At 63.0% G+C, this 12,010-nt stretch carries 16 protein-coding genes; 5 read left to right on the top strand and 11 right to left on the bottom strand.

What is annotated here, in order from left to right:
- The first annotated feature begins 124 nt into the window (after nt 1–124).
- Genes SAS01S_RS08725 through SAS01S_RS08710 form a run of 4 tightly spaced genes read left to right on the top strand, consistent with a single transcriptional unit; the run spans nt 125 to nt 2,358 of the window.
- Nucleotides 125–664, top strand: a complete 540-nt coding sequence (locus tag SAS01S_RS08725; RefSeq protein ID WP_066807215.1) for a phage tail protein — start codon at nt 125–127, stop codon at nt 662–664.
- A 36-nt stretch (nt 665–700) separates the two neighbouring features.
- Nucleotides 701–1,258, top strand: a complete 558-nt coding sequence (locus SAS01S_RS08720; protein WP_066807213.1) for a phage tail protein — start codon at nt 701–703, stop codon at nt 1,256–1,258.
- 46 nt (nt 1,259–1,304) lie between these two features.
- Nucleotides 1,305–1,817: a phage tail protein gene (locus tag SAS01S_RS08715; RefSeq protein ID WP_245656817.1), complete on the top strand. Its 513-nt coding sequence runs from the start codon at nt 1,305–1,307 to the stop codon at nt 1,815–1,817.
- Nucleotides 1,750–2,358 (top strand): GNAT family N-acetyltransferase, encoded by a 609-nt coding sequence (locus SAS01S_RS08710; RefSeq protein WP_218016271.1) that lies wholly within the window; start codon nt 1,750–1,752, stop codon nt 2,356–2,358. The genes SAS01S_RS08715 and SAS01S_RS08710 overlap by 68 nt, the downstream gene beginning before the upstream one ends.
- Here SAS01S_RS08710 and SAS01S_RS08705 read toward each other — a convergent pair.
- The 4 genes from SAS01S_RS08705 to SAS01S_RS08695 are packed head-to-tail and all read right to left on the bottom strand — an operon-like array spanning nt 2,351 to nt 5,313.
- A complete protein-coding gene (locus tag SAS01S_RS08705) occupies nt 2,351–2,671 on the bottom strand; it encodes a DUF6916 family protein (protein ID WP_066807209.1) in 321 nt (106 codons plus the stop codon). The genes SAS01S_RS08710 and SAS01S_RS08705 overlap by 8 nt on opposite strands.
- A 34-nt stretch (nt 2,672–2,705) precedes the next feature.
- Nucleotides 2,706–2,825, bottom strand: coding sequence for a DUF2474 family protein (locus tag SAS01S_RS22170; protein WP_084238688.1), 120 nt, complete (start codon nt 2,823–2,825; stop codon nt 2,706–2,708).
- Nucleotides 2,825–3,835 carry a cytochrome d ubiquinol oxidase subunit II gene (gene cydB, locus SAS01S_RS08700; protein ID WP_174544951.1) on the bottom strand — a complete coding sequence of 337 codons (1,011 nt, stop codon included), beginning with the start codon at nt 3,833–3,835 and terminating at the stop codon, nt 2,825–2,827. Before cydB ends, SAS01S_RS22170 begins: the two co-directional genes overlap by 1 nt.
- The gene (locus SAS01S_RS08695) at nt 3,832–5,313 is read right to left on the bottom strand and encodes a cytochrome ubiquinol oxidase subunit I (RefSeq protein ID WP_066807207.1); all 1,482 of its coding nucleotides are present in this window, start codon (nt 5,311–5,313) and stop codon (nt 3,832–3,834) included. The genes cydB and SAS01S_RS08695 overlap by 4 nt, the downstream gene beginning before the upstream one ends.
- Before the next feature lie 203 nt (nt 5,314–5,516).
- Here SAS01S_RS08695 and SAS01S_RS08690 point away from each other — a divergent pair, with 203 nt between their 5' ends.
- Nucleotides 5,517–6,713 (top strand): MFS transporter, encoded by a 1,197-nt coding sequence (locus SAS01S_RS08690; RefSeq protein WP_066807205.1) that lies wholly within the window; start codon nt 5,517–5,519, stop codon nt 6,711–6,713.
- A gap of 72 nt (nt 6,714–6,785) precedes the next feature.
- On the opposite strand, the gene SAS01S_RS08685 is transcribed toward SAS01S_RS08690, so the two are convergent.
- The 7 genes from SAS01S_RS08685 to SAS01S_RS08655 all read right to left on the bottom strand — a co-directional run.
- Nucleotides 6,786–7,325 carry an FKBP-type peptidyl-prolyl cis-trans isomerase gene (locus SAS01S_RS08685; protein WP_066807203.1) on the bottom strand — a complete coding sequence of 180 codons (540 nt, stop codon included), beginning with the start codon at nt 7,323–7,325 and terminating at the stop codon, nt 6,786–6,788.
- Nucleotides 7,326–7,336: 11 nt separating this feature from the next.
- A complete protein-coding gene (locus SAS01S_RS08680; RefSeq protein ID WP_066807201.1) occupies nt 7,337–8,002 on the bottom strand; it encodes an FKBP-type peptidyl-prolyl cis-trans isomerase in 666 nt (221 codons plus the stop codon).
- An 11-nt stretch (nt 8,003–8,013) separates the two neighbouring features.
- On the bottom strand, nt 8,014–8,658 hold the full coding sequence (locus tag SAS01S_RS08675) for an FKBP-type peptidyl-prolyl cis-trans isomerase (protein ID WP_066807199.1): 645 nt from the start codon (nt 8,656–8,658) through the stop codon (nt 8,014–8,016).
- A 110-nt stretch (nt 8,659–8,768) separates the two neighbouring features.
- Nucleotides 8,769–8,975: a 30S ribosomal protein S21 gene (gene rpsU / locus SAS01S_RS08670; RefSeq protein ID WP_056428702.1), complete on the bottom strand. Its 207-nt coding sequence runs from the start codon at nt 8,973–8,975 to the stop codon at nt 8,769–8,771.
- A 153-nt stretch (nt 8,976–9,128) separates the two neighbouring features.
- A complete protein-coding gene (locus tag SAS01S_RS08665; protein WP_066807197.1) occupies nt 9,129–9,395 on the bottom strand; it encodes a hypothetical protein in 267 nt (88 codons plus the stop codon).
- Between the two features lie 70 nt (nt 9,396–9,465).
- Nucleotides 9,466–10,896, bottom strand: a complete 1,431-nt coding sequence (locus SAS01S_RS08660; protein ID WP_066807195.1) for an efflux transporter outer membrane subunit — start codon at nt 10,894–10,896, stop codon at nt 9,466–9,468.
- A 3-nt stretch (nt 10,897–10,899) separates the two neighbouring features.
- Nucleotides 10,900–12,010, bottom strand: a 1,111-nt coding sequence (locus SAS01S_RS08655; RefSeq protein ID WP_157082737.1) for an efflux RND transporter permease subunit, incomplete at its 5' end; no start/stop codon positions are given.

Genomic DNA, 12,010 nt, shown 5'->3' with positions numbered 1-12,010 from the left:
CTTTTTTTCTTAGCCAGCTAGGAATCTCCGAGAAAATCTCTTATCGATCTCATCCGATGCCGCCGGGGGGAGAGCATCGACTCGGTCGCCCTCCGCATCCCGAATAAAAACGAGAGGCTGGAATATGGCAGAACCATTCCTTGGCGAAATCAGGATTTTCTCGTTCAATTTCGCGCCAAAAGGCTGGGCACTATGCAATGGTCAATTGTTGTCCATTGCACAGAACCAGGCTCTGTTCGCGATCCTGGGTACGACCTATGGCGGCAACGGTGTCACCATTTTCGCGCTGCCCAATTTGCAGGGGCGGGCACCGATCCATTGGGGTCAAGGCTCTGGTCTATCCAACGTTGTACTCGGGCAGGTAGCGGGTGAGGAAAATCACACCCTGATCAGTACGGAAATGCCGTCGCACACCCATACCTTCGCCGCAACCACGCTGCCGGCGACGAAGAAACCGGTCAATGCCGGCATCTTTGCCGATGACGTCGATGCGCAGGCCGTCGATTATTTCGCGACGTTCAATGCACCCAATTCTTCTTACGTTCCGCTCAATCCGCTCAGCATGCCCAACCAGGGCGGCGGCCAGCCGCACAACAATATGCAGCCTTATCTGGTGCTCAACATCTGTATCGCGCTTCAAGGCATCTTCCCGTCGCGCAATTGATCGGAACCGCGCAAGATCGCGAATGAGAGGCTCACAATGGCGAATCCTTATATTGGTGAAATCAGGATGTTCGGCGGCACTTTCGCGCCGCGCGGCTATGCATTCTGTAGCGGGCAGAATACGCCTATCTCGCAGAACGAGACATTGTTCCAGCTCATCGGCACCACCTATGGCGGCGATGGCCAGTCCACCTTCAACCTTCCCGACCTTCGGGGCCGGATCCCCCTTCATATGGGCACCGGTAACGGACTTACGTCGCGAGTCATCGGAGAGACGGCCGGCACCGAACAAGTGACGTTGACCATCGGCCAATTGCCAAGTCACGGTCATCAACCAGTCGCGAACAACGTCGATCCGACCAACGACGCGCCCGCCTCCAACACCATGCCATGCCGGCCGAAACAGGCGGTCGGCGGAAATTCGGCCCAACTTTATACCGACCCGAGCAAGACTCCGGTTGCCGGCGACTTGAAGCCGATGTTGGCCGGCATCATCGGCATCACGGGAAACAGCCAGCCGCATGATAATATGATGCCTTATCTGTGCATCAACTTCATCATCGCGCTGGAAGGCATTTACCCCTCCCAGAATTGACGCGGAAGGACAAACCATGAGCAATCCTTACCTTGCCGAGATTCGCATGTTCGCCGGCAATTTCGCGCCTAGGGGCTGGGCCCTGTGCAACGGCCAACTGCTACCAATCTCGCAGAATACGGCGTTATTCTCGTTGCTCGGCACGACCTATGGCGGCAATGGAACGACGAATTTCCAGTTGCCCGATCTGCAAGGTCGTGCGCCGATGCATACGGGCAACAGCGGTCCGCCTCCCGGTCTTAGTACGCGCGATCTCGGCGAAACGGGCGGTGAGAACTCCGTCACGCTACTGACGACTGAGATGCCTGCGCATACCCACTCGATTTCGGGCGCTGTGATTGCGAATTCCAACCCAGGCGAAACGCCGAGTTCGAACTCGCTGTTCACCAATACGTCGCCCAATCAGCTCTATGCCGCCGCCGCGCCTACGAATCGGATTTCGCTGGCGCCACAGTCGATTTCGTTGGCCGGTGGTTCGCAGCCGCACAACAATGCGCAGCCATATCTGGCAGTCACCTTCATCATCGCGCTGCAAGGCATATTTCCGGCGCGTAACTGATCGATCCATCATGACCGAAACCGCTGGGCCTCCGGGATTTTCGTTGCCGGAGGCTTTGCTGTCCAAAGGCTTTTTGCTTCGTCCGGAAACTGACGACGATTTGCCTTTCCTGATGCAGCTCTTCGCGTCGACGCGCGCCGATGAGCTTGCTTTGGTGCCGTGGCCCGAGGAGCAGAAACGCGCCTTTCTGATCCAGCAGTTCAGTGCGCAGCGGAAGCATTATCGCTCCTTTCTGGCCGATACGAGGTACGACGTACTCGAACGCGATGGCGTTCCCGTCGGCCGCCTTTATCTCAACGAGCGGCGCACCCGCGCCCATATCGTCGACATCGCGCTGATACCGGGCAGCCGCGACCATGGTATCGGCACCGCGATCATCACCGCGCTTCAGGTGTACGCCCGGGCGCGAGGTAAGGGGGTCGACATCTTCGTCGAACGCACAAATCCGGCGAGATCGCTCTACGATCGAATGGGATTCAAGGTGATCCGCGAAGAAGAAATCTATCTGGAAATGGACTGGGAGCCTGACGGTCTCAGTTGAACGTCGCGCAATAATCGACCCCAGCGTCGCTCTTTGCGGCTGGCACCAGAAAGATGTCGTACTGGCCCAGTACCGGGTGCGTCAGCGGATAGAGACCTTGCGGAAAAACATCCTGTGTCGCGACCCGGAACGTCAGCTGGAACGGATCACGGAAGTCGCCGGAACCGGGCTTACGGCTTAGCGCCTTAACGTCGGTCAGCACGAAGTGGATCAATACGGAATCGTCCTCCGCGGGCACCGTGAAGTCAGTGCCCACATGCGGCGCGAAATCATGGTGCGTCAGCCGTTCCTGCGACATCTCTTCCCCCGTCATCGTACCGCTTCACTGGCCCAGCTGCCGCGCGCGATCAAGCGTGCAGAACGCTGCGAATCGCCATCGCCACCACCGCCAGCGCTGCGACGCTAACCGCCCAGATCGCCGCCATCCAGCCGAGACGTTTCCATAATGGACCGGCGTCCTCCGCCATCAATGATAGCCCGCCGAGTCGCCGACCTTGCCGCGGAACACCCAGTACGACCAGGCGGTGTAGGTCAGGATCAGCGGCACCATGATCGCGATGCCGATCAGCATGAAAGTCTGGCTGATCGCGGGCGACGCCGCCTGGACGATCGACACCGATCCGGGGACGATGTCCGGAAACATGCTGATCCCCAGCCCGATGAAGCACAGCAGATAGAGAGCGAGGGTCAGGAGGAACGGCATCAACTCCTTCTTCCTGAGCAATGCCCACCAGAAAGCGAGCGACAGCACAGCCACCACCAGCGGCACTTGCGCCGCGACTAGCACGTTCGGGAACGTGAACCAGCGCTGGTAATAGCGATGCTCGAGAAACGGTGTTGCCGCACTCACCGCGATCACCGCGATCGCCGCCGCAACCCCGGCGATTTTCGCTAGGCGATAAGCATGCGCCTGCGTCCCGCCCTCGGTCTTGAAGATCAGCCAGCAGCTGCCCAGCAACGCATAGGCCGCGACCGTCCCGACGCCGGTCAGTAGCGAGAAAGGCGACAGCCAGTCGAGCCAGCCGCCGCCATAAGCGCGACCCGTGACCTGCACGCCCTGAAGGAGCGCGCCGAGCACGATCCCTTGCGCCAGCGCGGCGGTCACCGATCCGACGGTAAACGCCAAATCCCAGAAGGCGCGGTGCCGCGGGTCGCGCCAGCGGAACTCGAACGCGACGCCGCGAAACACCAGGCCGAGCAACATTGCGATAATTGGCGGGTACATCGCCGGCATCAGGATCGCGAAGGCGAGCGGGAACGCCGCCATCAGCCCGCCGCCACCCAGCACCAGCCAGGTCTCGTTGCCGTCCCATACCGGCGCGATCGCGTTCATTGCCTGATCGCGCTCCTCGCCGACGCCAAACGCCGGGAACAAGATGCCGATGCCGAGGTCGAAGCCGTCCATCACCACGTACATGAACACCGCGAACGCGATGACGAACGCCCAGATGTAAGCAAGCGTGGGATCGACGGTCATGATTCGCCTCCCTTTTGCGCTGCGGGCGTGATTCCGGCTGTCCGAATCGGTGCGTCGGACAATTCGGGTTCGTGCGCTTCGGGGCCTTTCTGCATCAGCTTCAGGATGTACCAGACGCCGATCCCGAACACCGCGAAATAGACGATGACGAATGCCGCCAGCGACGTGGCGACGGCGGGCGTCGCCAGCGGCGAGGCCGACTGGGCAGTCCTGAGCAGGCCATAGATCGTCCAGGGCTGGCGCCCGACCTCGGTGGTAATCCACCCCGCGATCACCGCGACAAAGCCCGCCGGTCCCATCACCAATGCGGCCCGGTGCAGCCACGTCCAGTCATACAGCCTGCGCCGCAGGCGCGCGACCAGGCTCCACAATCCCAGGCCGAGCATGGCCAGGCCCAGCCCGACCATCACCCGGAACGACCAGAACACCACCGCCACCGGCGCCCATTGATCGCGCGGGAAATCCTTCAGTCCCTGGAGCGGCGCATGGGGATCGTGCTTCAGGATCAGCGATCCAGCATAGGGTATCTCGACCTTGTAATGGACCTTGCCGTCGGCGTTGGACGGCAGGCCGAACAGGACCAAGGGCGCACCGTTCGGGCTCGGATCGAAATCGCCTTCCATCGCCAGCACCTTGGCGGGCTGGTGCTCAAGCGTATTGAGGCCTTGCTGGTCCCCCGCCAGGATCTGTATCGGCGCGATCAAGGCGGCCATCCACATCGCCATACTAAACATTTTGCGAGCGGCCTGGAGCGACGGCGTCGCTCCTGGACTCGCTGCGGCGGCCGGCGAGCCGCCAGGCTCGTCCGACGGCGCGGCTTTGCCGCGCCGTCCGGCAGCGTCCCTGAGCAAATGCCAGGCCCCGCACGCCCCAACCACCAGCGAGGTCGTCAGATACGCCGCGATCACCGTATGCACCAGGCGATACGGGAAACTCGGGTTGAATATCACCGCTGCCCAGGATCCGGCGACGACGAACTGCCCCTGCGCATTCATCGCGAATCCGGTCGGGGTCTGCATCCAGCTGTTGACGCTGAGGATCCAGAAAGCCGAGATGAAGGTGCCGAGCGCGACCATGCACGTCGCAGCGAAGTGCAGTTTTTTGCCGACGCGCTTCATCCCGAACAGCATCACGCCCAGAAACCCGGCTTCTAGGAAGAAAGCGGTCAGCACCTCGTATGCCATCAGCGGCCCGATCACCGGCCCGGCCTTGTCGGAGAAGACCGACCAGTTGGTGCCGAACTGATAGGACATCACGATCCCGGACACGACGCCCATGGCGAACGCGACGGCGAAGATCTTCACCCAGAAGCGGAACAGGTCGAGATAGACCGGCTTCCCCGTACGCAGCCACAGCCCTTCGAGCACCATCAGGTAACTCGCCAAGCCGATCGAGAAGCTGGGGAAAATGAAATGAAAGCTGACGGTAAACCCGAACTGGATCCGGGCTAGCAGCAAGGCAGTCTCAGCGGCAGTCATCGCCACCTCCTTGCCCGCCGCCGATGCGCCCGGATCGAGCGCAACGCAAGTGCACGATATGCAGGCGCGAGTGCGCGGGATAGTAGAACTCCATCAAGTCGAAGGAAAAAAGGGGTCGCGCCGCGCAACGCGTGGCCCTTCCCTGCTTCGTTAAGGTTCAGAACCGCCCGGGAAGGGGCGCCGGCGATGGGAAGATTACAAGCATGACGAATCCCTATGCGGCGATCTTTCGCGCCCGCGGAACGAAGGGCTTCGCCGCGGCCGCGTTCATCGCCCGGCTTCCGGTAGCCATGGTTCCGATCGGCATCGTCACGATGCTGTCCGAACTGCGCGGCGAATATTGGCTAGCCGGCGCCGTCGCAGCGACGGTAACGCTCACCAATGCCGCCGTCGCACCGCAGATTTCGCGATTGGTCGACCGGCTGGGGCAATTCCGCCTGATCGTTCCGACCACGACGATATCGGTCGTGGCCTTCGTCGTGCTGATGATCGCCGCGCATCACAACTGGCCGGCCTGGACCCTGTTCGCCGCTGCATTGCCGGCCGCCGTCATGCCCAGCATGTCGGCGATGGTCCGCGCCCGATGGACCGAATTGTTCCGCGACCGCCCTGAGCTCAACACCGCCTTCGCGTTCGAGTCGGCGGCCGACGAACTGGTCTATATCGCCGGAGCGTCACTATCGGTGGGGTTGAGCGTCGCGCTGTTTCCCGAAGCCGGCACCCTGGTTTCGACCCTGCTTCTCGCTGCCGGGACGACGGCATTCGTCCTGCAACGGCGCACCGAACCGCCGGTGCGTTCGGCCGATGCTGGTCGAAACGGTTCCGCGATCTTCTTGCCGCCCGTACAGATCATCACCCTGATCCTGGTCTTCGTCGGCGCGATCTTCGCGACCGCCGAGGTAAGCACCGTCGCGCTTACCCGCGACCTCGGTCAACCCGGCGCCGCGAGCCTGGTCATCGGCCTGTATGCGGCGGGGTCGTTCGTCGTCGGGGTCGTTATCGGCGCATTGAAGCTCACGCTGCCGCTGCACAGGCAATTGCTCGTGGTGCTCGTCGCGTTGCTGGTCACGACATTGCCGTTGCTGCTGGCGAATTCCGTGCCGACATTGGCCGCGGCGATCCTGTTGAGCGGTGTCGCGGTGTCGCCGACCTTCATCACCGCGTTCGGGCTGGTCGAACGGCGCGTTCCCCGCGGGGTTCTGACCGAAGGCGTGACCTGGGTGACGACGGGCATCGGCATCGGCATGGCGCTGGGCGCTTTCCTGTCGGGCTGGGTGGTCGACGCGTTCGGCGCCCGCAGCGGCTTTCTGGTGTCGGCAGGCGCAGCGACCGCCGCTTTGTCTATCGCGCTTATTGGCCAGCGAATATTGGCTCGCGACGTCGCGCCCGCGAAGGCATGACCACCACGTTTGCGGAAAGAAAACCGGGAACAGCGCGCGCTCGCCGAGCTTTGGCTCGGGCTGCCGCCGCAATCAGGATTGCGGCTGGAAGTCCACGAGTTCGATGTCGAACACCAGGGTCGACTTGCCCGGGATCACCACCTTACCCTGCTCGTCACGCTGATCCTCGGGGCCATAAGCCAGGCGGGACGGAATCCATACGCGCAGCGTCTCACCCTTGGCCATCAGCTTCAGCGCTTCGCTGAAGCCTGGCACCACGCCTGAAACCGGCATCGGCGTCGGCTGGGTCGATTTGTCGAAGCTCGTGCCGTCGACAAGCTTGCCTTCGTAATTGACCAGCGCGACATCCGTATCAGTCGGATGCGCGCCGGTCGCCGGCTTGATCACGCGATATTGGATGCCTGACGCGGTCTGGATCACGCCGCGTAACTTGCGGTTCTTGGCGAGGAAGGCATCCTCGGGCGACAACGGAGCCACCGGCGCCTTGGCGGCAGCCCGCTTCGCAACAGTCGACCGCTCGGCGACCGGCGCCTTCTTTGCGAGCACCGGCATGGCACCGATCATGACCGACACCGCGCCGATCAGGCAAGCCGTCGCAACCTTCAGGCCCATGACGCCGTCGCCTACTTGCCGGTCGGCGCGGCAGGCGCCGGGACGCCGCTCGTCGGGGCAGGCTCGCCGCCTGGCACTGCGCCGCCAGCCCCCGGAGGACCACCGGCGCCGCCGGCACCGCCCATCTTCTGCATCATTTGCTGCTGATATTGCTCGATCACTGCCTGCGGCAGGAAGTCGATCAGCTCGATGTCGAACACCAGAGTGGCGTTGGCCGGGATCGGGCCCGCGCCCTTGTCGCCATAGCCGAGCTTGGCCGGGATCCAGACGCGGAACTTCGCACCCTTGCTCATCAGCTTGAGCGCTTCGCTGAAGCCGGGGACGACGCCCTTGATCGGCATCGGGGTCGGTTGCTGCGACTTGTCGAACGTGGTGCCGTCGAGCAATTTGCCTTCGTAATTGATCAGCGCGACGTCGGTGTCGGTCGGATTCTTGCCCTTGCCCGGGGTCAGCACCTTGTACTGCAGCCCCGACGCGGTGGTCTTCACTCCGGGCGCCCAGGAATTGAACGTCATCGACAGCGAGTCGCGCGCGCTGCCGCCCCACCACATGAACATGCTGAACAGCAACGCGCCGGCGCCCAGCACGGCGAGCACGATGCCCAGCCACAGGACGCGTTTCGCACGCGGATCGAGCGGCGCCTTTGCGGGCGCCTTGGGAGCAATCGTGTCAGCCATGTTTTATCTTTTCACTGTCCTGGAGGAGGGACGAGGCTCTCGCCGCCGCCCAGGGGCGGACCACCGGCACCGCCAGGCGCGCCGCCTGGCCCACCGGGACCGCCCATGCCGCTGGCGCCGCCGCCGTTCATCTGTTGCATCTGGCGCTGATATTGTTCGACCACCGCTTGCGGCAGGAAATCCTTGAGTTCGATATCGAACATCAGCGGCGAATTCGCCGGCAGCACGACATTGCCCTGCTGATCCTTCTGGTCCTGCGCGCCATAAGCCAGGCTCGCGGGAATCCACACCAGGATCTTCTCATTCTTGTGCATCAACTTCAGCGCTTCGCTGAATCCCGGAACGACGCCTTTGACAGGCATCGGCATCGGCTGTTGCGACTTGTCGAAGACTTTGCCGTTGCGCAGGCGGCCTTCATACTGGACCAGCGCAACGTCGGTATCCGTCGGAGACGCGCCCGTGCCGGCCTTGAGCACTTCGTATTTGAGGCCCGACGACGTCGTCGTGACGCCCCAAGCGCGCTGCGACCTGGTGAACAGGTCATCGCCCTGCCGTGCGAGCAGGAAGGCGCCGATCACGGCGACGGCGATACCGATCCACAGCAGCCAGATATAGCTGCGCTTGACGGGCTGCAGGGGAACGGCGGTCACGGACATGGGAGCAAGCCTCGACGGGAAGGCCGCGTACGACCGCGGCCGGGACACGCTGTTCTGGGTAGGTCGGAGGGCCGCGGCTCGCAAGCCCTCACGAAAGCGACGTGCAGGCCTTACTTGGCCCCGTCACGCTCCATCCGCTTGCGCTCGAGCTTGCGCGCGCGACGGACGGCGGCGGCACGCTCGCGCGCACGCTTCTCGCTGGGCTTCTCGTAATGGCGGCGCAGCTTCATCTCGCGATACACGCCTTCGCGCTGGAGCTTCTTCTTGAGAGCCCGAAGCGCCTGATCGACATTGTTATCGCGCACGATGATTTGCATAAAACCCGTCAACTCCAGATCAAATGATTGTGGCCGCCCCAGACAAAGTCCGGGCGTGAAGGCGCGGCTCCTAACAGTGGGTCGGGCAAAAGGCAAGTGAGTCGGCTGTTGCACGTTCGCTACAGCCGCAAGGCGCGAAACCCCGTGGGCGAATCAGTTCCGGCGGTGCTTCCCGCCATAGCGCCGGCCGATATAATCGCCGATCTTGCCCATCTCGTTCGCCGCTGCCAGCGCGCTCGCGTCGCAGCATGGCAGCGGATTTTGCGCATGATCGGCGGCACTTGCCTGCACCTTGTCGCACAAATTCTCGATATCCGCGCGCGTCAGCAGGTTCTTTTCACGCAATACGCACAGCAGACTCTGCAGAATCAGCATGGTCTTGTCGCTGCTGTCCCCAGCAACAAACTCGACGTCTTTCATCGTCACTCTCTCCTTATCTGGAGAGAGGTTATGCTTATTGCGCCAAAAGGCAAGCAGGCGATCTAATCGATCACTGGAGGCCGCCGCCGAGTGCCCGATATAACTCGATCAGGTTGCTCGACCGGGTCGTGCGGGTCGTAACCAACTGCTGTTCCGCCGCATAAGCGGTGCGTTGCGCATCGAGCGCGACCAGGAAGCTGTCAACGCCCGCGCGATAGCGTGCATCGGACAATTTGGCCGCCACTTGCGCGGCATTGGCTCGTGCGGTCTGGGCGGAAACCTGCTCGTCGATCGTGCCACGTTGCGCCAGCGCGTCGGCAACTTCGCGAAAGGCAGTCTGGATGGTCTTTTCATACGTCGCTACCGCCGCTTTTTGCGACGCCTTGGCGTAATCGAGATTGCCCTTGTTTCGGCCGGCGTCGAACAGCGGCAGCGCGACCGATGGGGCGACATTGTAGGTGCCGGTTCCCGCCCCGAACAGCCCGGTCAGCCCGCTGCTGATCGTGCCCAGCGCCGCGGTCAGCGAAATGCGCGGGAAAAAGGCCGCCCGTGCCGCGCCGATATTGGCATTCTGCGCGATCAGTTGATGCTCCGCCTGGAGCACATCCGGACGCCGCAACAGCACGTCCGACGACAGGTTAGCGGGCAAGGCGTCGCGCGTTACGCGGCCATCGCCGAGCGCCGCCGGCAGCAAATCGGCCGTGACGGTCGTCCCGGCGAGCAGGTTTAGCGCGTTCTGGTCCTGGGCGATCCTGGTCTGGAGCGTGGCGATATCGTTGCGCGCCGCCTGGTAATTGGTTTCGGCTTGGCGCGATTCGAGTTCTGAGGCGACGCCGATACGGAATTGCGCGCGCGTCAGCTCGAGCGTTTGCTCGAAGGTCTTGAGCGTGTTCTGCGACAGCCGCAACTGATCCTGGTCGGACGCCAGAGTCAGCCAGGCCGTGGCGATTTCCGAGATCAGGCTGATCCGCGTCGTGCGCTGCGCTTCCTCGGTCGCGAAATATTGTTCGAGCGCGGCCTTGGACAGATTGCGCAACCGCCCGAACAAATCGAGCTCGAACGCTGAGAAACCGACATTGGCTTGGAAATACTGGATGTCGGTCGACGAACCGCCGCCAGCCGCGCCCGCCCCCGCCGCGCCGGCCGCGCCCGCACTGTTGGTGTAGGTCGCCGAACCATTTGCGTTGATGCTCGGCAGGATGTCGGCGCGCTGCACGCGATATTGCGCGCGCGCCTGGAGCACATTCGCCGCCGCCACCCGCAAATCGCGATTATTGTCGAGCCCTAGTTGGATCACCTGGCGCAGGCGGTCGTCGGTAAAGAAGTCGCGCCAGCCGATCGCGGTTACGTCCGGGGCGTCGGTCGCGGCCCGCGGATAGATGCCGCCTTCGGGCAGCGCGGTCGGGACGGCGCCCGAAGGCCGGACATATTTGGGGGCGAAGTTGCAGGCCGACAGCGCGCTGCCGGCGAGCAGGAGGACGAGGATGGGACGAACGGTCACAGATCAGGCTCCCTGCGGCGCGGCCGCATCGGTATCGCGGTCGGTCGACGTGTCGCGCTCGCCGTGCCGGCCGAACAGGCGCAACACGACCACGAAGAACATCGGCACGAAGAAGATGGCGAGGATGGTGGCCGACAACATGCCGCCGACGACAGCGCGGCCGATAGCATGCTGCCCGCCCGCCCCGGCGCCCGCCGCGATCGCCAGCGGGAACACGCCGAAGACAAAGGCGAAGCTGGTCATCAGGATCGGGCGGAGGCGCAGCTTGGCCGCTTCGATCGCGGCGTCGAACGCATTCAGCCCTTCGCGCATCCTCTCCTCGGCAAATTCGACGATCAGGATCGCGTTCTTTGCCGACACGCCGATCGTAGTGATAAGCCCGACCTGGAGATAGATGTCGTTATTGAGCCCGGTGATCGTCGCGGCGAGCAAGGCGCCGACAACACCGAGCGGCACCACCAGCAAGACCGAGATCGGCACCGACCAGCTTTCATAGAGCGCGGCGAGGCACAGGAATACGATCAGCAATGACAGCCCATAGAGTGCGGGCGCCTGCCCCCCGGACAGCCGTTCCTCATAGGACAGACCAGTCCATTCGAGCGCGGTACCCGGCGGCAATTTCGCGTGGATATTCTCCATTGCCTTCATCGCCGCGCCCGACGCTACGCCGGGCGCGGGCGCACCCTGAATCTCGATCGCCGGCTGGCCATTATAGCGCGTCAACTGCACCGGCGCCTGCGCCCAACTCAGCGTCGAGAAAGCAGTGTAGGGCGCCATCTGGCCGTTGCTCGAGCGCACGTAGAAACTGCCGATATCCTCGGGCTTCAATCGATACGGCGCGTCGGCTTGGACGTAGACGCGCTTGACGCGGCCGCGATCGATGAAGTCGTTGACATAAGCGCCGCCCCAAGCCGCCGAGATCGCGGAATTCACGTCGCCGAGATCGAGCCCAAGCGCGCGCGCCTTATCCTGGTCGATATCGACCTTGAGCTGCGGTGCATCCTCCAGCGAGTTAGGACGGACGCCGACCAGCGTCTTGTCCTGCGACGCCATGCCCAGCATCATGTTGCGCGCCTGAATCAATCGATCGTGTCCGATCGCCCCGGTATCGACC

This window comes from Sphingomonas asaccharolytica NBRC 15499 (assembly GCF_001598355.1).
Lineage (GTDB): Bacteria > Pseudomonadota > Alphaproteobacteria > Sphingomonadales > Sphingomonadaceae > Sphingomonas > Sphingomonas asaccharolytica.
The sequence above is the reverse complement of the archived record's forward strand: the minus strand, read 5'-3'. Positions and strand labels throughout refer to the sequence as shown.

Coding starts and splice junctions, on each gene's coding strand:
- SAS01S_RS08725 (WP_066807215.1), top strand. CDS start 125: ATGGCAGAACCATTCCTTGGCGAAATCAGGATTTTCTCGTTCAATTTC.
- SAS01S_RS08720 (WP_066807213.1), top strand. CDS start 701: ATGGCGAATCCTTATATTGGTGAAATCAGGATGTTCGGCGGCACTTTC.
- SAS01S_RS08715 (WP_245656817.1), top strand. CDS start 1,305: ATGTTCGCCGGCAATTTCGCGCCTAGGGGCTGGGCCCTGTGCAACGGC.
- SAS01S_RS08710 (WP_218016271.1), top strand. CDS start 1,750: ATGCGCAGCCATATCTGGCAGTCACCTTCATCATCGCGCTGCAAGGCA.
- SAS01S_RS08705 (WP_066807209.1), bottom strand. CDS start 2,671: ATGACGGGGGAAGAGATGTCGCAGGAACGGCTGACGCACCATGATTTC.
- SAS01S_RS22170 (WP_084238688.1), bottom strand. CDS start 2,825: ATGGCGGAGGACGCCGGTCCATTATGGAAACGTCTCGGCTGGATGGCG.
- cydB (WP_174544951.1), bottom strand. CDS start 3,835: ATGACCGTCGATCCCACGCTTGCTTACATCTGGGCGTTCGTCATCGCG.
- SAS01S_RS08695 (WP_066807207.1), bottom strand. CDS start 5,313: ATGACTGCCGCTGAGACTGCCTTGCTGCTAGCCCGGATCCAGTTCGGG.
- SAS01S_RS08690 (WP_066807205.1), top strand. CDS start 5,517: ATGACGAATCCCTATGCGGCGATCTTTCGCGCCCGCGGAACGAAGGGC.
- SAS01S_RS08685 (WP_066807203.1), bottom strand. CDS start 7,325: ATGGGCCTGAAGGTTGCGACGGCTTGCCTGATCGGCGCGGTGTCGGTC.
- SAS01S_RS08680 (WP_066807201.1), bottom strand. CDS start 8,002: ATGGCTGACACGATTGCTCCCAAGGCGCCCGCAAAGGCGCCGCTCGAT.
- SAS01S_RS08675 (WP_066807199.1), bottom strand. CDS start 8,658: ATGTCCGTGACCGCCGTTCCCCTGCAGCCCGTCAAGCGCAGCTATATC.
- rpsU (WP_056428702.1), bottom strand. CDS start 8,975: ATGCAAATCATCGTGCGCGATAACAATGTCGATCAGGCGCTTCGGGCT.
- SAS01S_RS08665 (WP_066807197.1), bottom strand. CDS start 9,395: ATGAAAGACGTCGAGTTTGTTGCTGGGGACAGCAGCGACAAGACCATG.